At 46.9% G+C, this 20,991-nt stretch carries 11 protein-coding genes; 3 read left to right on the top strand and 8 right to left on the bottom strand.

The window, feature by feature from the left end; translation table 11 throughout:
* Nucleotides 1-23: 23 nt before the first annotated feature.
* The 5 genes from GWI56_RS00465 to GWI56_RS00445 form a co-directional block, all read right to left on the bottom strand.
* A complete protein-coding gene (locus GWI56_RS00465) occupies nt 24-2,336 on the bottom strand; it encodes a toxin-antitoxin system YwqK family antitoxin (protein WP_198571829.1) in 2,313 nt (770 codons plus the stop codon).
* Nucleotides 2,337-2,500: 164 nt separating this feature from the next.
* On the bottom strand, nt 2,501-4,231 hold the full coding sequence (locus GWI56_RS00460; protein ID WP_198571828.1) for a hypothetical protein: 1,731 nt from the start codon (nt 4,229-4,231) through the stop codon (nt 2,501-2,503).
* 9 nt (nt 4,232-4,240) lie between these two features.
* Nucleotides 4,241-6,538 (bottom strand): hypothetical protein, encoded by a 2,298-nt coding sequence (locus GWI56_RS00455; RefSeq protein WP_198571827.1) that lies wholly within the window; start codon nt 6,536-6,538, stop codon nt 4,241-4,243.
* A gap of 217 nt (nt 6,539-6,755) precedes the next feature.
* A complete protein-coding gene (locus GWI56_RS00450; RefSeq protein WP_105251603.1) occupies nt 6,756-7,964 on the bottom strand; it encodes a NupC/NupG family nucleoside CNT transporter in 1,209 nt (402 codons plus the stop codon).
* 279 nt (nt 7,965-8,243) lie between these two features.
* Entirely contained in the window at nt 8,244-9,191 is a 948-nt protein-coding gene (locus tag GWI56_RS00445; RefSeq protein ID WP_105251604.1) for a LysR family transcriptional regulator, read from the bottom strand.
* 225 nt (nt 9,192-9,416) lie between these two features.
* On the opposite strand from GWI56_RS00445, the gene GWI56_RS00440 reads away from it, so the two are divergent.
* The gene (locus tag GWI56_RS00440; protein ID WP_198571826.1) at nt 9,417-10,397 is read left to right on the top strand and encodes a dienelactone hydrolase family protein; all 981 of its coding nucleotides are present in this window, start codon (nt 9,417-9,419) and stop codon (nt 10,395-10,397) included.
* Between the two features lie 142 nt (nt 10,398-10,539).
* Here the strand turns inward: GWI56_RS00440 and GWI56_RS00435 are convergent, their stop codons facing one another.
* From GWI56_RS00435 to GWI56_RS00425, 3 genes are read right to left on the bottom strand one after another with little or no spacing between them, the layout of a single operon-like run.
* On the bottom strand, nt 10,540-11,829 hold the full coding sequence (locus tag GWI56_RS00435; RefSeq protein ID WP_198572022.1) for a cytochrome c: 1,290 nt from the start codon (nt 11,827-11,829) through the stop codon (nt 10,540-10,542).
* Nucleotides 11,829-12,362, bottom strand: a complete 534-nt coding sequence (locus tag GWI56_RS00430; protein ID WP_006082848.1) for a 2Fe-2S iron-sulfur cluster-binding protein — start codon at nt 12,360-12,362, stop codon at nt 11,829-11,831. The genes GWI56_RS00435 and GWI56_RS00430 overlap by 1 nt, the downstream gene beginning before the upstream one ends.
* Nucleotides 12,359-15,256, bottom strand: a complete 2,898-nt coding sequence (locus GWI56_RS00425; RefSeq protein WP_198571825.1) for a molybdopterin cofactor-binding domain-containing protein — start codon at nt 15,254-15,256, stop codon at nt 12,359-12,361. The genes GWI56_RS00430 and GWI56_RS00425 overlap by 4 nt, the downstream gene beginning before the upstream one ends.
* 1,512 nt (nt 15,257-16,768) lie before the next feature.
* Here GWI56_RS00425 and GWI56_RS00420 point away from each other — a divergent pair.
* Nucleotides 16,769-18,928 carry an AAA family ATPase gene (locus GWI56_RS00420; protein ID WP_198571824.1) on the top strand — a complete coding sequence of 720 codons (2,160 nt, stop codon included), beginning with the start codon at nt 16,769-16,771 and terminating at the stop codon, nt 18,926-18,928.
* 8 nt (nt 18,929-18,936) lie between these two features.
* A complete protein-coding gene (locus GWI56_RS00415; protein WP_198571823.1) occupies nt 18,937-20,862 on the top strand; it encodes a UvrD-helicase domain-containing protein in 1,926 nt (641 codons plus the stop codon).
* Nucleotides 20,863-20,991: the final 129 nt, after the last annotated feature.

Below are 20,991 nucleotides of genomic sequence, written 5' to 3'. Positions count from 1 at the left end.
TAATCTAAAACCCCATTTTTAAGCTAGCCATGGTGTTCTGTTTTAATCAGCTTGCCGAGTTGATCATAATGATTCCAATCCCCTGATTCTCGATCGCTGAGATAACTGCCTTCAGTGCGTTTTTCACCATTAGGCCAAAAACTTTGCCATAGACCTTCCTTGCGATCCCTAAGATAAGTGCCTTGTTCGGCTAACTTGCCATTGTTGTGGTAATAGCTGGCATCGCCTTCTTTTTGGCCTTTCACCCAGGTTTCAACGAGTTCTGGCTTACCGTTCTGGTGATATTGTTTAACTTGACCATCAAGCGACCCCTTAGCATAAATTGCCTCTAATTTGAGTTGGCCGTTACTGTAATATTCTTTCGTTTGGCCATGGCTTTGACCGTCTAAAAACTCAGTGCTAGCAGCTTGCATCCCGTCCTCAAACCAGCTTTCCCACAATCCAGTTTGATTACCTTTATCCATAGCCCCGCTGAGTTTTAGCTGGCCATTGTTGGGATAGTACTCGGCATATGGGCCTGTTTTATCATTTTTATCATAGGTTTCTGAGCGGTAAACCACTTGCTTAAAGCTGTAAAACTCTCGAATTCCATGGCGCTTGTTTTCCTGCCAATGGCTTTTTTGCTGGATATTCCCCTCGGGGATTGTGCCATAGGTAGGGTCTTTTTCTTCGTAGCGATAATCCGTCCACAGACCGGTTTTTTGGTCGTCCAGATACTCCCCTGTCACACGGCGGCGTCCGTGGTAATACTCTGCATAGTTACCATTAAGTTTGCCATTGGCGAAGGTTTGCTCCCGTTGTTTCAGGCCTTCGCTGTACTGTATCCATAGGCCTTCTTTATTGCCGTTTTGATATGTGCCTTCTTCATTGGGATCACCATTGGCATACCAGCGGGCGAAATGGCCATCAAGAGGGTAATGACTGGCATTGTCTTTTTTATCCCGTGCGTAGTGAGATACTTCCCGAGGTTTACCGTTATCGTAAAATGACTCATATTTTCCGACCCATTGGCCATCGATACGTTCGCCGCGCTCACTCACTGTGCCGTCGTCAAAATAGGTTTCTGATTTCCCTGTTGGTTTACCTTCAACGTATTGATCTAGCGTCCGCAGCTTGCCATTGTTGTGGTAACGGCGTGATTCACCGTGACGTTGCCCTTGTCGCCATTGCTCGGAGGATTGCAGCTTGCCAGCGTGATAGCGCTCAAATAGACCATCCTTAATTCCCATGTCGTAGTGGCTTTTTTCGAGCAAATTGCCTTCGGTATCATAACGCTCCGATGGTCCATGAAGCGGATATTGGCCATTGTCAGCCTGCTTTGAGTCTTGGTAGTTACGTAATTCTTTAAGTTGGCCGTTGTTGTGGAAATACTTTTGCGTACCAGCGAGTAGATCCTGTTTATAGTTGAGAGCGCTGGTGAGAATGCCCTCGGCATTAAAATATTGCTGTGGCCCGTCTAATGCACCATTAACATACTGTTCTTCAACTTGTAATTTACCTGCATCATTATATTGCTGGCATTTCCCTTGGCGTTGCCCAGCGCTATATTGACAGCGGCTGGCGAGTTCACCATTGGGGTAAAATGTCCGTTCTTCACCCTCGAGCAGATTGAGATTAAACTGGCTGCTGCTCGATTTAGTCCCGTCATCGAAAAAGGTTTCCCATGCTCCTTGGCGACGGCCTTCTGCATCGAAGCGGCCCGTCACAGTGGCTTGTCCATTGGGATTTTGTTCTAAATAAGAACCTGAGAGTTGGTTGTTCGCATAGCTCTGGCTTTGGGACAAGGTGCCGTTTTCATAGAAACTTTCCCATTTCCCGTGGCGCAGGTTATCGAGGTAGCTTTCTTGGGCTTGCAGTTTGCCACTGGCATAGAAACGTTTTACTTGCTCCTTTTTACCGTCTTGATAGCGCGTCGTTTGTCTGAGATGGCCGCTGCTGTTGTATTCCTTCCATTCGCCCGTGGGCACGCCTTTGGCAAATTGCTGTTCCTCAGTAACTGCGCCGCTCAAATCGAACATATGCCAAGTGCCATCTTGATAACCCTGCTGATAGTTTCCTTCGACTAGCTTGCTGTTATTGGTATGAAATACTTGCCATTTACCATTAGGGATCCCCTCGGAAAACTGCCCTAAGGTATAGCCTTGGTTGTCGCGCACTATGGCGATATCGCCATTTAAGGGCATGCCAGTGGCGAGATTGTAATAGCTGGGAATTCCGTCCTGTTGGCGGATTTCGACCATCATGGAGGAGAGATTTTGCGCTGCTTGTACATGGACACTGGTTAAGCTGGCTCCCGCAATCGCGAGGCTGATAAAGCGAAATGACGTATTGAACATGCTGATTCCTTGCTCTGTTCTGTTCTGGGTCTTAAGGCCGCGCGGTTTGCAGCCTATACAAGAATCCTAATTTTTTGCTGTTGAGTTTATTTATCGGGCTGTGCACTTATATACAGTGCACAGCGCCAAGGGTTAAGTTAATCGATTAAGCGAATATGCTTAGGCTAAAAAATAGGGAAAACATGGTCCGAGGTAATCACCGGCGGCGGTATTTCCCGATTTAAAAACTCGCCATGATGGAAGCTATTGATCACTTCTATCCAGCCATTATCCCTAAATTCGTATTGTTTACCATGAAGCCTGCCCTGCTCGTCATAATTAGCTATTTCAAGCACATAGTCTTCGGTATTACGCAGTTCCCAGTGGCCGACTTGTTTACCTTGGTCGAAGCGGCCGTACCAATAGTGTCTCTCAGGATTTGGCCTTGGGTTAAAACCGAACTCACCATGGGTGTACACCCAGTCGCCATCCTGCTGCCCATTGCGGTATTCGCCCTTTTCATACAATTGGCCGTTAGTGGCGTAGCGTTGTACTAATCCTTCGGGTTTGCCATGGTTAAAGTTTATTAATTCAAGTAATTGCCCTGAACTTGTCTCATTACGGAATTCACCATCGAGCTCGCCTTGGGCATCATAGCTAAAGGTGAGGCTGGTATCCTCTTGCTGCTTCTTCCATTTGCCTGAGGGCTTGTCATTGGAATATTGACCTTGCTCGGCCACCCAACGCTTACCGGTTTTATGGTCGATTTTCACCATTTCATAGGGGCCTTCACGCTTGCCCTCGTTAAAATACTCGCGGGAAACGGTGTTTACATCAGTTTGGTCGAAGGATTTAATATGTAAGCCAGTCAATTTTTTATCGAGTTCCTCGCTGCGACTCACTAACTCGCCTTGCTGGTAGTCTTCGCTGAGTGACCAGTTTTTGAGTATGTCGTTTTCTGTGCTCTCAATCAGTTGGCCCTTGCTAAAGCGCTGCTGCTTACGATAAACCCAGCGATTACCTTGGTATTTGCTGTCGGTGGTTTTTTTTATTTGCCCTTGCTCATCGTATTCGATGGATTGGAGGGCATCCCCTTTATCGTTGGTCACTTCCTTTAATTTGATCTGACCATTTTCATAATAAGTCAGTTGCTCACCGACCTGATAGTCAGCTTGATATTGGTAGTGACGCTCGACTTTGCCATTGTCAAAATATTCAAAATAGTCACCTTGCCTTTTGTCTTTAACGAACTCTTGGGTCGAGATGACTTGCCCATTCAGGCCCCAAGTTGTCTCAGTGCCATGCAATAGGCCATCAACGCGATGTGTTTCGCGGTTGAGTTTGCCAAGATTAAAATATTGGCTCACACAGGTCGGGTCATTGCAGATTTTTGCGGTAACTTCGCCCTCAGGACTAAAATGTTCGCTGATGCCGACTTCTTTGCCTTTTTGAAAGTTCACTTTGTAACGGATATTGCCGCCATTCCAATAAGCAGTTTCTAGGCCTTGCTTCACACCATTTTCATAGTGCGATTCAACATACAATTGGCCGGTGGCAATGTATTTTTTTAGCAAGCCATGAAGTTGACCTTGCCCATTGCGAAAGCCTTGCTCGTACGGCTTGCCATCCTCAAAGTAACATTGATAAGCACCGCGGAATTGTTCGCTGGTGAGTGTTTTACCGATTTTGTTATCGGCGAGGGCACTGGCGCAGAAAAGCATATCGTTATTTTTGTAATAAACTTCAGCCTTATAATTTCCGTCGATAACTTCGGTCGATTTTTTTAGATAGTATTGAGCCTGTTTTTCATCTTTGACAACCTTCCAATGGGCATCGAGTAACACACTGTCTGCACTGGCATTAGCACTGATAAGTACGAATGCTCCAAGGAGCAGTTTTAATATAAATAGACGCATAACTGCTCCTTATGGCAAAGGCTTAAAGGCGAATTCATAGGGGATGTCGACGGGGTTTTGAGAGAGAGTCATATAACTCACCTTAGCGGCAGGGCCCGCAACACTCAAATAGCGGCCATCGACCAGCGCCTCTTTAATCCGCAGTTCGGTGGTTTCGGGCAGTCGAATCGTTAGGGATTTGCCTTGGGCATCCTGGACTTTAAAGTAGTTCTTAAGATCTTTACTCGGCTCGTCACCATAACCGGTTTTTGTTAGCCAAGCTTGTAAATCGATTAACCAAGGACGTGGATTCGCGGCCTGCTCTAAGGGTTGCCAACTGATATCACCTTGGCAATGGATTTTTCCTTGGATGTGTTTATCGTAGAAAAACTGCCGCTCGCGGTCGGGCGTCATCAGGGTATAGGCTGGTCCGTTTGGGGCATTATGCTCAAACAGCCAAGTGACTTCGTGTTTCCCCTCTTTAAAACCTTGTTCTATTTCAGGTTTACAGGCACTCGCTAATGCGGCTGACATAGGAATATACAGATTATGGCCATTTTCAGTCTCAGGTTTTATCCCTTGGATCGCACTGATTTCGGCGTTTGATGGCTCAAGATCTTGATAGAGGAAGTTATTGAGGCTCGAATCGCCAAACTCGCTTAAGGGATTGGCCAGATTTTGGTTGTAGTCGGTAAAGGTCACAAAGCGGATGTTCTTGGTTTGGCTTAACTCCGGCTGTGGCTGGTTCTCTACGATTACAACGGTTTTAGGGATCTCATCTAGCTTAAGTAACAGGGCGCGGGTGCTAAGGTGATGAGGATCATCGACACCGATTAATTCCCCCAGCAGTTCCTTATCCGTCACTGTTAACCATTGGGGATAATCACCATCGCGACGGGCTTCGGCCATCTTTCCTTTAAATTGCTGAAAAGGAAGGTTAATGTTTTGAGTGTTACTCTGCTTTGTTACGACTTTAAATAGCTTTGCCTCGGCGTCGAGCACCTGAATGGTGAGGCTCGCATCGCCGAAGGCGTAAGGATTCGCGACCAGTTCATCCCACGACTTTTCGACTATCTTATTGCTTTCGGGGATAAGGGTTAGCTTGGCGGTGATATGATCTATCTGTTTGAGTTTATTGGCGGTGTTGTCCCAGCCTGTGGCGATAAGATCCACCGAAGACTCAATCGAGCGGTTGAAATTCATCGCCACACCTCTGCTGTGCTGCCAGAAGTGAATGTCTATCGGATTTCCACTGGCATCAAAGGCGGCTAAGTCTTCATAATGCACATTAGCAACCACATATCGCGGGCTTATATTATGCACAAAGCGCAATTGCAGCACTTCTGGAGTGTCAGCGCCCCATGGGCCAATATTATCAAGAATACCTTGTTGATCAGGTAATAAGGATTTTATAAAGTCCTTATCATGGGCTTTATATTCCCGAGGAACATCGCTGATGGAGTACAGCTCTTTTTGCAGATCATCTATATCACGCTCGGCATCGTAGTTAGCGTCGGCATGCCAAAGCATGTTCATGATATAAGGGCTATCCTTGGGCGCCATGGCGATGCGGCGGGTAAGGGTACTGCCTTTGCTCTCTTCCTGTTGAAAAAACGCCATGCTCTCTAACCAGCCGGTTTTGCGGTTAAGCTCGAACTTGCCATAGGCCTTAAAGTTGTCTTTCTCACCTTGTACTACTGCAAATAACTTATCTTCGGTCACTTGCTCAACTGTCCAAGTTAGGCGTGCATCCATGGGGGCGCTGATGCTATAACCGACCCTAGGCTCAAGCGCTACAGGCAAGGATGGAGCTTGTTTAAACAAGTTATTAAGATTCACCCAGTGGTCAAATAATTCCTTGATATCTTTTTGATCCATCTTGGCAATGGGAGTCAGTTGGTGGACTTCACCATTGTTAAATTCCACATTAAAGCCATCTTTAACCAACTGAAATATTTCATTGGAATTACCTTTAGGGTCGATATTACTCACCGGAATCGGCATACCATAATCGCTAATTTGCACCATATTAGGTTGGATAAAAAAACGGGCGTTATGGGTTAACGGCGTTGTTAAGCTGGTCGCCTTACCCTCTGCATTCTGTAATTGGTAATCCAGCAGCAGTCGTGCCTGCAGCACTTTGCGGGTTTCAAAGCCATCATTGAGGTTTATGGTGGAGATAATCTGATATTCACGCTCTGTGGGTATGTTGGTATTAACTGAATTGGAGGGGGACGTTGAGTTATCGCAGCCGGCGAGCACTAAGGCTATGCCTAGTGCTGTTATACCGATTGCGGCGTTAACTGCCTTGTATTTCACTATGGCCATTCGTACTCCTTTGGCTACGCATGTTATTGAAATGTAAACTCATTAATCTTTTTCTGGCGACATTATACACAAAAAATATCTGAGGCATAAAAGAAAACCCAAACCAAGCTTGCTTGATTTGGGTTTGTGTTGATCGCGGTTTTGCTGCGCGAGAGTGGCTAACTTAGTGGTTAACTCAATGGTGAGATGAGTGCTTAAAAAAGCCCAAGCTGATGGATTACAGCGAGAGGATCACGCTGGCAATTGCCGCACTCATGAGGTTAGCGAATACGCCAGCGGCAATGGCGCGAAAACCATTACGGGCGATAAATTCGCGGCGCTCTGGCACCATGCTACCCAGCCCACCGATCAAAATCGCCATGGTTGAAATGTTCGCAAAACCACACAGGGCAAAAGTCACAACGGCCTGAGAATGGGCGCTCAGTTGGTCTTCGACTTTCATTAACTGGATGAAGGCTACAAATTCATTCACTACGATTTTTTGGCCAATAAGTGAGCCTGCAGTAATGGCCTCATGCCAAGGAATACCCAGCAGCCACGCCATAGGGGCGAACAGATAACCGAGTAAAAATTCGAAGCTTAACTGGTAACCGAACCATTCGCCCACAGCGCCTAACATGCCATTCAGTAGGGCGATAACGCTGACAAAAGCTAGCAGAGTGGCACCAATCCCCACAGAAATCCGCATGCCAGACATAGCGCCATCGGCTAAGGCTTCAACCACATTGGTGGCGCGTGGCAATTCGACAGAGGTGATTTCATCGGCACTATTTTTGTCATTGTCGCTAGGCGGCATGAGGATTTTAGCCATCAACAGACCCGCGGGTGCCGACATAAAGGCGGCGGCGATCAAATAGTTAAGATCGACACCTAAAGCGGCATATCCGACTAAAGTACCACCCGCGACTGAGGCTAAACCACAGCTCATGACCGCGAAGAATTGCGAATCGCTCATGTGCTTTAAGTAGGGTTTAATTACCAGCGGCGCTTCAATCATGCCGACGAAGATGTTCGCCGTGGCAGATAAAGACTCGGCGCGGCCCGTGCCCAGTAAACGCTGCAGACCACCACCAATAATGTTGATCACCTTAGGCATTAACCCAATATGGTATAAGGCTGAAATCAGTGCCGAGAAAAAGATGATGATACCTAACACATTGATCGCAAATACGAAGCCGACTTTACCCGTGGCGAGATCGCCAAACAGGAAGCCAATCCCTTCGTTGCCATAGGCTATCACGCTCGAAACACCCGCCGTAACAGACTGCAATACGGCCTTACCGGCGGGGACGTAGAGCACTAACAGGGCAAATATAATTTGTAAGCCTAGGGCTAAAATCACAGTGCGGTAGGGAATGTTCTTGCGGTTCACTGACAGTAACCAAGCAAAAAACAAGATGCTAATCATGCCTAATATCGCGGTCATAAGGGGTTATTCTTTTGAGTTAAGGAAGAAGCCGCGCATTGTAGGCCGAGTCGCAGTAAGGGCAAGTCGAGGGCGTTACTGGGCTGTTACGATAAAATAGTCGAAAATAGCAACAGTTTAAGTTGCTGTTTATGCAGGAGAATAAAAGCTATTTTAGCTACTGTTGCCCAGAGGAAATAATATTTGTGCCTGTGGCAATAATCGAAATCACGCCACAGACGACTTTAGGCTGGTGTCGTAGTCAGTGCTGGTTTGAAATGCAGCTTAAGTGACTGCAGTTTAAATGACTGTCTTACCTAACCAAGGTTTGAGCTTTTTATCCCAGTAGGGCGGGTGGCCGATATGGGACTTTAAACATTCGATAATCACCTTGTACTTAGTCGGTAAATGGCGCCGCCTTGGGTAAACCACATAAACGGGCATCTGTTGCAGTGGTTTCCAATCGGGTAAGAGTTGGATCAGTTTTCCGCTTTGAAACTCATCACTGAGTAAATACGTGGCCACATAGCCTATGCCGCGCCCTGCAATCACGGCATTGCGCACGGCTTCGGCTAAATCGACACGGTAATTTCCCGCCACATGCACGGTTTGTTCTAGGTCATCCTTAGCAAAACTCCAGCGATCATAATTACGGCTCTTGCTTTGATAGATAACGCAATTATGTTGCGCTAACGCCTGTGGATGGTGAGGCACGCCATGCTTGAGTAAATAATCGGGGGAGGCGACCACCACAAAGTTAGTCTCGGCAAGGTGCTGGGCGATATAACCTTCGTTCAACTGTTCATGGTTAGTGATCCACAGATCGAGGCCTTCTTCTAGCATGTCGGCTTTATGGTCGAACAGGCTTAGCTCAAATCGCAATTCGGGGTACTTTTGCTGCAACACTTCCAGCGCGGGGATAATGTGTAAGGTGCCAAAGGATTGGGAGGAACCGAGGCGAATCGTACCGCTAATGTCATCGCGGGCATCCAGCATAATCGCATCGGCATTTTGCGTCGCTTCAAACACTTGCTCACAGTAATGGGCAAACTGTTGGCCCGCGTCGGTTAGCACTAAGGTGCGAGTGGTCCGCTGGACTAACAGCAAGTTCAGCTCGGCTTCCAGTGCGCCAAGCTGTTTGCTGACATAGGAAGTCGAGGTTTTTAACTTGGCCGCCGCTTGGGTAAAACTACCACTGGTCACCAGAGTGTGAAATATCACCATCTGGCTAGCTCTATGTTGTATCACGCTAGGCCCTCTAGAATCTAAATCGCTATTTTAAGCTAGCCTTGCCCTAACCGACAGCCGTTTGTGCAGATCGTGTGCTATTTCAAAACAAACTTACCAAACGGCAAACGTTAAAGTCAGTTGCCCTAAGTGCGATTCTTACTTTACTCTTGAGTTAAATCTTAACACCCACAAGCTAGGGAAGACGTGTTACCTGTGGTTAGCTTGTTCAATGGAGGAATAACGATGACACAACAAGACAAGCAAGCCTTAGCCGAAATAAGCCAGATACATGCCCAGAAAGTACAACCGATACCGCAGGAAGCCTTTGACTGGTATGACGAATATGCCCATGGCATTATCGATCGCCGTGAGTTTATGGGGCGGCTTGCAGGGCTGGTGGCGCTAGGTTTCACCATGACGATGCTCACGAGCGCACTCTTGCCGAACTATGCCCTCGCCGAGCAAGTCTCCTTTAACGATCCCAGTATTCAAGCCAGCTATGTTAAGTTTCCCTCGCCAAATGGTTACGGTGAAGGGCGCGGCTACTTAGTCATGCCCGATGAGTTATTGCTCGCGGGCAGTGCCGCAGGTGAGCCGAAAACCTTAGATCTCAGTAAAAAAGCCGCAGTGGTATTAGTGGTGCACGAGAATCGTGGCCTTAATCCCTATATCGAAGATGTGGCTCGCCGATTAGCGGCGCAGGGTTATATCGCCTTCGCCCCCGATGCACTTTATTCCCTTGGTGGTTATCCGGGCAATGATGATGCGGGCCGCGCCATGCAAAGCAGTTTAGACAGAGCCAAAATCGAGCAAGACTTTATTGCCGCCGCGCAGTTTTTAAAATCCCATCCTCAGAGCAATGGCAAACTCGGTGCCGTAGGTTTTTGCTTTGGCGGCTATATCGTCAATATGCTGGCCGCGACGATTCCTGATGAGCTTAATGCAGGCGTACCTTTCTATGGCACGCCAGCCGCTGCGGAACTGCGTAGCCGAGTAAAGGGGCCACTTATGTTGCAATTTGCTGGGGTCGATCAGCGGATAAACGACACTTGGGCCGAGTACGAAACCCAGCTAAAAGCCAACAAAGCCGATTATGTTGCTTATCTTTACCCTAATGTGAATCACGGTTTTCATAACGACTCTACAGGACGATACGATAAAGCCACCGCCGAACTCGCTTGGGCGCGCAGCTTAGCCTTCTTTGATACTCGACTACGTGGCTAAGTGGGAGTGAAGCTCCGCTTACTCTAATTCCGCTTACTTTGATTAAGTCGATGAGTGACTGATTCTCGCGCTCTAAATCATTCAAGCAAAAGCCGACTCTAGAGTCGGCTTTTATTTTAAATCTCCCACATACCTATGTGGGTTAGTCGTGCTCGAGGATCACTTCTTTTAAGCTTTGGATGGTTTTTACATCGAGATTACCAGCTTGTGTGCTCCAGGTGAGTCTTAGGTAATTGGCTAAGTCTTTAATCTGCTCGTCGTTTAACTCATCAGTATATCCCGGCATGGCATAAAAGCTGGTGGTGAGGTTGTAATGCTGGCTCTTAATGCCTTTTAGCATCACGGCGACGATATTGTGTGGACTGGCCTTATCTAAGGTGGCGTTACCAGCCATCGCGGGGGCGACGTTGGGGCGACCTTCACCATTTTGACCATGGCAACCGGCGCAGTAACCTTTGTAGAGCGTATAGCCTGGCAGTTCAGGTTTATGGCCGTTAAAGGTAAGCGCTTGTGGTTTAATATCTTCGTCGTTATCGAGCAGATAACTGCTTACCGCGCGCATATCATCATCGGTTAAGTGGCTAAAGCTGTGATACACCACGGGATACATGCCGCCAAAGACGGTGCCTTTGCGGGAATAGCCTTCGGTAAACAGCGACTTAAGATCCTCATGGGTCCAGTTTTGCCTGTTAAGCTCGGCGGGTCTAATGTCCGATGCTTCTAAGCCTTCGATAATCGCGCCCTCAAAGTGCTTGTCCTGCTCCATGGCAAACAGCGTGTCTCTTGGGGTGTGGCATTCACCGCAGTGCCCAAGGGCATTGACTAAGTAATTGCCGCGGTTCCAATGTTCGCTTTTTTCCTTGCTCGGGGTAAATTCCTTAGCATCGTGTGCGACTAAGTTCCAAGCTTTTAGGCCAAAACGCAGGTTAAACGGAAAGTAAACATCATTGTCGCGATTAGCTTGCTTGATAGGTTTAGTACTCATCAGATAGGCATAAATCGCCTGAGTGTCTGCGTCCGTGAGCAAACTGTAGGAAGTGTAAGGCATAGCAGGATAGAGGTTGCCGTTGACGCCAACACCGTGGTGCATGGCATCAAAAAACTCCTCGTAACTGTATTTGCCAATACCGGTTTCTTTGTCTGAGGTGATATTGGTCGAGTACACAGCGCCAAAGGGGGTTTCGAACGGCAAACCGCCCGCGAGTTCGCGCCCGCCGACCGCAGTATGGCAGGCCACACAGTCGCCTATCTTCATCAGATACGCGCCGCGTGCGATGTCGTTATTCGTATTGCCGCCTTCATCGGCAACACTGCTGGAACAGGCGAGCAAACCTAGCCCTAAACTCAGGAGTAGATTGTGGCTCAACAGATTTTTTATCCTACTAATGTACGAGAAATTGCGCTGGAAATAGCGCAGATTGGCTGATGTCATCACAGGGTTAGCCCCTTAGTTTTGAGGATCAGATCTTTGACCGCCGCATAGTATTTTACGTAGCCAGTACAGCGGCATACGTGTTCACTCAAGGCATCTTCAACGACTTTTTCAACTTGATCTTTAGCGATAGGTTGTCGCTCTAATCGCTCAAGCAGTGCAGTCGATTCGTTGACAAAGCCCGAGGTACACCAACCACATTGAAACGAGAAGTGCTCTAAAAAAGCTTCTTGCACTGGGCTCAGGGCGGTGATTTCGCCAAGGGAGTTTTGTCTAGCATGACCTTCGACAGTGCGGACGCGTTTACCATTAAAACGCTCTACACCATTGATGCAGGTACGCACCACTTCGCTCATGCCTTGCTCGTCGTCGACGATCACTGTACAGGCGTGGCATACGCCCGCGCCGCAACCAAACTTAGTGCCAGTGAGGTTTAAGTATTCGTGTAGAAACTCAATCATCATCACACCATCGGCGACTTCAATCGGGCCTACGGCTTGGTTATTAATGGTCAGTTTAATAGACTGGCTCATGCCATGGCCTCCTTAATTTTTTTCGCTGTCATAGGTAAATCGTAAAAGCGGACATGGGTTGCTTGATACACGGCTTCAATCAGCGCCGCGACCACAGGGATCATCACCACTTCGGCGATACCACGGCTGGGATCGTTATCAGATAACTGCGGCAATATGGTATGACGTTGATCCCACACGCCCACATGCCGCGCTAACGGCACCTGATAGCGATTGAGGTTCCAGGTACCATTGCCAGCGCCGGCTTCAAATTGCGGTAAGCCTTCATGCAGTGCATGGCCAATCCCCATCGCAAGACCACCTTGAATTTGCCCTTCGACTAATTCTTTAACAATCACTTTGCCCGCTTCTAACCAAGTATGAGAACTCAGTAGCGTGACTTCGCCATTGCCTTCGTTAACGGCCACTTCAACCAAAGTGGCGCAGGGGGCGTAGTAAGTCACCATGGCATTGTTCAGTTCGGCCTTGGGATAACTCATGGCTTGACGATCGATCAAGTGATAGCCATTAGACTTCATGCTGGCTTGGCGCGCTTTGATACTCATAGTCGTGTCGGAAGTGGTCGCAAACGTTGCGTTCCCTTCGCCGTATTGCAGCGCCAGCGCATCGAGTGCTAAACGCTCTTTAGTGCCAAGAATGTCGAAATCGGCTTCGGCCCAAGCCCAGCGATTAAAGGCATGGCCCATCACGCCGACGACTAAACCCATATCGTGGGCGCGTTTAGCGAGAATATCCAGCGACAATGGCGGAAAACCCAAGGCGGTTAGCTTGCCATCGACCCAGCGGCCATCGCGGGCGTTATGCAAATTAGTCGAACCCATTGGCGTGTTAAAATACAACTCGTTCCAAATCGATACCGCTGCAGGCCACAGGCCGTGACGGTAGATAATATCGGCGGCGATGCGGGTGACATGGCTTTGATAATAGGCCGACATAGACGCCGACGAGGCCATGGCTTTAACCGGTGTCCAGCGTGGATTGGCCGCCATTTCATCTTGGCGTTGCTGCGAAATAATATAAGGATTATCGGTTTGCACTAATTGCATCGCATCCCAAATATCCACTTCGGCGAGTTTTACCTCATCGGCAAAGTTGCCGAGGGCATCGCTGACCACCACAGCTTGGGAGGTTTGCGTGCCTGTGCCCATTTCGATAAAGCCGATTTCTAGGGTGATTTTTCCGTCTTTAGCTAGGCGAACCGCCGCACTTGGCGCCGCGGCGCCCGTACCATAATCTTTGGTGGCGATACCAAAACCGACGCCGTAACGCATCCCCGGATGTTTGGCCTCATAGTCCTTTTTATTCACCGCGCGGTTTTGCCACACGGGAGCTTGCTCTGCCATGTCGAGCATTTCGCGGTAACGTAAAGTGCCGTTAGGAATCGCACCTTGAGTATTGCGCTGGCCAGACTCCATCACGTTGGCGGCGCGCAGTTTAAAGGGATCAACCTTTAACTCGTCGGCGATCTCGTGGATCATGCATTCCATCGCCGTCATCGATTGCAGCGTGCCATAACCGCGCATCGAGCCCGCATCTGGGTTACGCGACGCATAGGCGGTGGCGATAATATCGTTGCGCGGTGTGTAATAAATGCTTTGCATCGCTGTTGCGCCAACCGAAGTGACAGACGGGGTAAAGTTGACTCGTCCGCCGCCATCGACTGTCATCTGCGAAGTTAAGGCTTGGATTTTTAAGGTCGATTTATCCACCGCTAAGCGGCTTTTCATGATGAACGGATGACGCTTAAGGCCAGACTGGAATTGCTCGAATCTGTCATTGGCGAGTCGGATTGGCCCTTTGGCATAAACGGCCGCGATCACGCCGTAATAGGGAAATATCGAATGGTCTTTCGCGCCAAATCCACCGCCGATATAAGGCGAGTGCACCACAAGATGTTTTACCTTGCCTGCCAGTGGGCTAGATAACAGCATGTGCACTGCCATCTCTTGAAAGTCCTGCGGCGACTGCGAGGTAATCACAGTATGAAAGGTTTGGCTAGCCGCGTCATACCAGCCGTTAAAGGCTTCGGGTTCCATCATCATAGGATCGATGATCTGGGTGCGATATTCCCGCTCTAACACTTGCCATTGTTGATTGGCTTGGGCACTAGCAATCTGCTTATCTATCTCGCCCGCATAATAAAGCCCGCGCTCAGACACAGTCCCTTTGGCATTCGGATTGCCTAACCATTCAGGCTTGCGATCTTTTACGCTAGGGAAAAACAGCCCATCGTGGAGCGGGCTATATAAATCTTCCCGTGCGCCATTTTCACCTTCCACTCGAATAAGGCGCCAGCTGGCGTACGGGTCTTTCGAGTCCGACACAAACGGCGTTTGCTTACCAAAGCGCAGTAAGGTTTGGTCAAATTGCAGCAAGGACTTAGCTTGCTTAAAGGCGGGGAAACTGTCGAACAACAATATCGCCACCGCATGACCTAAGTAGTCAGCGGTTTGCCCTTCGGCCAGTAACATGTTGTCACCGTAAAAATCGGGCAGCTTGATTTTATCACGGGCCAGATCGGCGGCGGTGATCACTTTATAGGGCTTAGCCGACGCGGGCAGGTGGTCGAGGGAAAAGCCTTGATAAACATGGGAGGCATCGGCAGCGCGAAGTATAAAAGCGTAACCTTGCTGCTTGGGCCAGCCCTCCATGTCCATAGCACGGTAATCACGGCCATAGACCTTTTGGCCTGTGACCTTAGCTATGCCGTCATTACGAAACTTAGGTTTGGATTGACCATTAACCTGAGTTTGCCATTGGGCTGCCAGTTCAGGTGAGACAATCGCCGCATTAGCGCGACTCATTTCCCACAACAAAGGGGCCGAATATACGGCAACCCCGCCAATCACACATTGCTTAATAAAGGTCCGGCGTGACGTATTAGATGGTTCCATATCTCAACCTCAGTTGTGCTTCCGTGTAATATCAGCCGCGCTGCATGGTATCGCCCGATATAAGCTTGTTGTCGATCGACTTTTTATTGATTGTTGCGACATAGCTTTGATAAACACTGAATGTAAATTTACATTAGCCACGTTAGCATGTAGGGCCGAAAATGCAAATTTAGGCGGTTAATCGTTGCAGTTTTGACCAAGCTAAATCAGAGTGTAAAACCCGTGTTATCAGGCTTCTGCAGTGATGTTCGCACTGTGATTCAACTCAGTTACGTTATGCCTGAATTTTGCTCAGTGCTCTTTGCGCTGAGCCCTTGAGCAATGAGCTCAATTGGGGCTTATTTGCGCGCCTAAATTAGGTCGCATGTAATAGTGAGTTAATACGGCCTAGCGGCCGAGGTGAATCAAAGTCGTGGGGCTTCACCCCACACCCGACCAAAAGGGAAAAAACGCCTATTCCCCTTTTGGAAATCCCTTGCCGAACAACGTCCATGTCTAACTGCCAGTTCGCCATCCCTGGCTCTCGTTCGAAGCGCTGCTACGCAGCACTCACCCTAGCGAAGTTACATGCATTGATTAGTGGCTTCGTGCTTATTCGAAAATAGCTAACGCTTCCGATGGGGCGTCCCTTCCCCCCGAAAGCTACACAGACGTCCTGTCTGCGTCACGCTATTTTCTTCAACGCCCTTCAGCAACTTCGCAGGGGAAGGTGTGTTCCTTCGACTAAGGAGTTGTTGGCCAGTACCAACAAGGCTGATATACAAATTAGTCATCACTTAACTATCTAATTTGTAATGCTAAAGTTATAGACAAGTGTACGCTATGTCGCTATCTTAGGTTTTTAACAAGGATGAGCTTTAATCGCGTACCCGCGATTCGAGTCACTTGCATCAGGACGATGTGTCTTTTCTCTTTCTTAGATACCCAAATCCTCCTGCAAATTGGTGAATATGCTTTGGCACTTATTTTCTTGTGGCTCTGTGTTTGTAGCACTGTACTGAGTGTTATGGGTTAATCGTTTCGCGTTGAGATCGTTAAGTTAATGCGGCCTAGCGGCCGAGGTGAATCAAGGTCGTGGGTCTTCAACCCACACCCGACCAAGAGGGGATCAACAGCAATTCCCTCTTGGATCTCCCTTGCCGCCCCCCAACGGAGTTGAAAGCCCCTTGTGCTCATTGGCAAATTTGCTATCGCTTCCGAAGGATGCGTCCCTGCACCTGCGAAAGCTAGCTCGCCATCCATGGCGAGACTCACGCAATTTGCCTATTCGCCCTGCGGCAACTCCGAGGGGATGGTGTATTCCTTCGACTCGGGAGTTATTGGTCGATTGTTAAGGCATGAAATTGTGCCTATCTGATCTTTTGTTACGCAAAGTCCTGCATTCCGAAGGAGTACTGGACTCTGTGACATCGTTTTTTGAAGAAAGTATGCCGCCCTAGAAAGTTTTTATATTCAGAATCATATGGTTATGTTTTCGAGATATATGTCCCTCCTTTTTTAAGGTTTTATTAAATGAAAATAACTTCTTTCGCTTTGAAAAATTATCGGCGGCTAGCCAACGTGACGTTGGTCCTTGATGATAAAACAACAGTTCTTGTTGGTGCTAATAATAGTGGGAAAACGTCCTGTATTGGAGCGCTGCACACATTCCTAAAAAGTCCTGACAATCTAAAAGTACGAGATATATCAAAGCTGAATTGGAAGGTCATCAATAAGCTAGGTGAAAAGGTCGAGCAGAAATTTCCTTCTATCGAGGAAATGGAGGTGTTATCTGTCGATTTAGCTAGTTTACTGCCGAGTTTAGACATTGAGATTAATGCGATGGCTAATGAGGCTTATAAGGTTCGCGACATTTTGCCTGATCTGGAATGGCGTGGAGGAGCTATATGCGTACGAATAGCTTATGAAGCAATCGATATTTCCAAACTTGTTCGAGAGTTTGTTGATACACGGAATGTAGTACTCAAGCACAAAGGCGTAAGTCTTTGGCCTAAAGATTTATGTGATTTTTTGGAGAAAGGTCGAAACCTCAGTAAGTTTATTAAACCAAAGCACTATATATTGAGTAAAAGAGCGGGGCCTTCAGTTGTCGAAGTTTTACAGCCTGTTAAATCTGATGCTCTAAAAAAGTTAATTCGAGTTGATGTGATATCTGAGCAACGTGGTTTAGGGGCTGAAGATAATACTGAGCAAAAAGGCCCCTATTCAGAGAAGCAGCGGCTTAATAAATTACTCCGTGAATATTACGACCGTATTTTAAATCCAGAAGATTTTCCTGAGGAGCAAGATCTCGAAGTATTAGGGCAACAGCAAGCGCTAGAGAAAGGTTTTACTGACAGATTGAATAAACAGTTTAATAGCCCTTTCAATGAGTTAAAGGCTATGGGGTATCCAGGTATTGGTGGTAATCCAACAGTTGAGATCGCTGCAAAAATGAGTGGTATGGATGCTTTGCAAAAATCATCATCAGTTCGCTATCGATTTGATAAAGAAGATGAAGAATTTCTGCCCGAAAGTTACTTAGGGCTTGGGTACCAAAATCTTATATATTTAACCTTCAGACTTCTAGAGTTTCGCGACAAATGGATGCGCGTCGGCAAATCGGCCTCTTCAGGTGACAACGTCGAAGAACAGATTGAACCGATTCACTTAGTTTTACTCGAAGAGCCAGAAGTCAATTTACACGCGCAAGTCCAACGAGTATTCGTATCGAAAGCTTACGATACTTTGCGAAACCATATCGATTTACGAGATAAGGAAACTAAGAAAGATAAGTCTGAATACCAATCACAGCTCGTTATTAGCACGCACTCCAGTCATATTATTGATGATATTGACTTCAAAGATTTACGTTATTTCCGGCGAAATAATGCAAATACATCCATCGCAATGGACCATACTTCAATTGCAAATATGTCAGAGCTTTTTACGGCGGCGAAAGATGAACTTTTGTTTGTAAAGAAACATTTGAAGCTTACTCATTGTGATATTTTCTTTGCTGACGGCGTTATATTTGTTGAAGGGCAAGCCGAGCGTCTTTTGGTACCAGAGTTCATTTCTAATCGTTTTCCGGGATTGTCAAATAGATATATTTCAATGCTTGAAGTGAACGGAGCGCACACGCATAAATACAGAGATTTAGTTGAGAAACTTGGTGTTGCAACACTAGTGCTGACAGATCTTGATTCTGTTAATAGCGAAGGGAAGTCATGTTTTCCTCAAAAGGATTCAGAACAAAAAACCAACAATGACACCTTGAAAAAATGGCATCCAAAGAAAGAAGAGTTAGATGATTTGGTAGCCTTACCCCAAGCGGAGCATGCTATAAAAAGCGGAAGTGCACCGCTTTATGTTGCCTATCAAAAGCCTACCCTGATTTCTGGGCAAGAGATTTTATCTCGAACTTTTGAAGATTCCTTGATTTTGGCAAATTTTGAGAATGACTACTTCCTGGAAATAAAAAAACTCAAAGATGCAAAAACTAATTTTGAAAGCGGCACTGAATCGTTGTCGAAATCACTTTATGACTATGTGCAAGATTTAAAGAAGGGAGACTTTGCTTTCAATTGCCTCTTCCATCTCGCAGAAAATGAGGCAAACAGTTTCAATCCCCCCGAATACATGAGTGATGGCCTTAAGTGGCTGGAAACTCAACTTTCGCCCAAAGGTTAGGGGGAATTATGTCAGAGAAATTTTACTTGGCGGACACAAAACCTATTGATCATGACGATACAGTTGATAAAGGTATCGAAGAATGTCTTCGTATAGGTTCCGGTAAAAGCTTTATCACATTTGCGGGGGCAGGATCAGGCAAAACCTATTCTTTAAAAAAGGCTCTCGAATTTTTGAAATCTCAATATTCGGATGACTTTTCTCGTCAGGGAAGGCAAATTGCGGTAGTGACCTTTACGAACAACGCAGCCGAAGAAATAGTGGATCGGATTGAACAAAATCCAATTTTTTCAGTTTCGACGATTCATAGTTTTTGTTGGTCTGCTATTGCAGGCTTTAATGAGGATATCCGGAAGTGGTTTTTGGAAAAGATCCCTTACGATTTAAAAGATCTTGAGGAGAAGCAGCAGAAAGGCCGCGCAGGAAAGGCTGCTGATGCGCGAAAAAGGGCTATTATCCGGCTTAAAGAAAAAATTGAATGGTTAGCGGAACCACGCTCGTTCATTTATGATCCAAACGGTGTCAACTCCTCCCCAAATGCGCTGTCGCATGCAGATGTCTTGAAAATTTTCTCCAACTTTTTGACCATCAAGCCTATGATGGCTGAAGTTATCATAAACAAGTTCCCATTCATATTTATCGACGAAAGTCAGGATACTAACAAAGATGTAGTCAGTTCTTTCTTTGAGCTACAAGCTACAAAATCGGATAAAGTTGTCATCGGTTTGTTTGGAGATACGATGCAACGCATCTTTGGGGGAGGGGATCCTGAGTTGGGCAAGACTAAGCCAAACGGTTGGACTACTTTCAATAAAGAAATGAATCATCGCTCAGCGCGACGCATCGTCGGTTTGGGTAATCAAGTTCGTAGTGAAGATGATAAGCGTCAACAGTATGCCCGAGATGGCGCTGATGAAGGTTTCGTTCGATTTTTCCTACTGCCGCATAGTTTATCAGGTAAAGACGATGTCGAATTGAACATTCGGGCGATTATGGCGGAAGTTACGGGTGATACTGACTGGACAGATACTCAATCCAAAGAAACCGCTATCTTACTTTTGGAACATAAGATGGCTGGACGTCGGCTTGGCTTTGATGCTCTTTGGGACAAACTTTCAACATCAGACAAAATTAAAGATCGGATTTCTGAAGGTGAAAATACAGAGCTGAATTTTTTCTCTCACATCATTTTTCCTATGGTGGAGGCGAGCTTAAAGGAAAACCGAGCCGAGTTGATGTCTATCTTGCGAGAGAGTAAGTCTCCGCTTTTGGGGGCTGATGTGCTTGACGCTAACAAGGACGATCCGCTCGGGCTTGCCCGAGCCGCAGAACATGCGTTTAGAAATGTGGTTTCAAATGAAAAGGTCAGTTTTCGCCTAGTTCTTGAAGTGCTCGCAGAGCATAATTTGCTGAGAATTCCAGCAAAATTACAGTCGTTTGTAGCGGCTACCGAAGAAAATGAGGCTGAATTAGAGCCTGATCAAATTGGAACTCTAGTGGAGGTCGAAGTAGAACCTGAAGATCGGGATGACAGCGAGATTGCTGCTTGGGCTGAAGCATTGGAAACTGATTTCTTTCAAATTCGGAATTACAAGGATTACATCGATGGGAACTCAATATTTCGAACCCATCAAGGTGTAAAAGGAAACGAATTCGAGCGTGTTATGGTTGTCATGGATGATGATGAAGCTGGCGGGTTCTTATTTTCTTACGAGCAGTATTTTGGCGTGAAGAAGCTTTCTCCAGACAGTCAAAAAAAACGGGATGCGGGCGAAGAAACGGGTTTAGACCGTACTCGGCGATTGTTCTATGTCACTTCCACACGGGCGAAGAATAGTCTCGCTCATGTGATTTATACATCCGATGTGGCTAAGATAAAGGGAAGTCTTATTGATAAAAAATTTGCTCGAGAAGAAGAAATTATTGAGTTTTAAAAGATAGTGAATCAGAGAGTGAATTGTCATTACTCTTTCAATGCGAAAAGTTAACTCTAAATGCCACAGAAGTTCACCGATCCCCTGCGAAGTTGCTGAAGGGCGTTGAAGAAAATCGCGTGACGCAGA

This window comes from Shewanella sp. DW31, assembly GCF_015767295.1.
Classification (GTDB): Bacteria; Pseudomonadota; Gammaproteobacteria; order Enterobacterales; family Shewanellaceae; genus Shewanella; species Shewanella oncorhynchi.
This window is presented reverse-complemented; position numbering and strand designations above follow the sequence as displayed.

Coding starts and splice junctions, on each gene's coding strand:
- GWI56_RS00465 (WP_198571829.1), bottom strand. CDS start 2,336: ATGTTCAATACGTCATTTCGCTTTATCAGCCTCGCGATTGCGGGAGCC.
- GWI56_RS00460 (WP_198571828.1), bottom strand. CDS start 4,231: ATGCGTCTATTTATATTAAAACTGCTCCTTGGAGCATTCGTACTTATC.
- GWI56_RS00455 (WP_198571827.1), bottom strand. CDS start 6,538: ATGGCCATAGTGAAATACAAGGCAGTTAACGCCGCAATCGGTATAACA.
- GWI56_RS00450 (WP_105251603.1), bottom strand. CDS start 7,964: ATGACCGCGATATTAGGCATGATTAGCATCTTGTTTTTTGCTTGGTTA.
- GWI56_RS00440 (WP_198571826.1), top strand. CDS start 9,417: ATGACACAACAAGACAAGCAAGCCTTAGCCGAAATAAGCCAGATACAT.
- GWI56_RS00435 (WP_198572022.1), bottom strand. CDS start 11,829: ATGACATCAGCCAATCTGCGCTATTTCCAGCGCAATTTCTCGTACATT.
- GWI56_RS00430 (WP_006082848.1), bottom strand. CDS start 12,362: ATGAGCCAGTCTATTAAACTGACCATTAATAACCAAGCCGTAGGCCCG.
- GWI56_RS00425 (WP_198571825.1), bottom strand. CDS start 15,256: ATGGAACCATCTAATACGTCACGCCGGACCTTTATTAAGCAATGTGTG.
- GWI56_RS00420 (WP_198571824.1), top strand. CDS start 16,769: ATGAAAATAACTTCTTTCGCTTTGAAAAATTATCGGCGGCTAGCCAAC.
- GWI56_RS00415 (WP_198571823.1), top strand. CDS start 18,937: ATGTCAGAGAAATTTTACTTGGCGGACACAAAACCTATTGATCATGAC.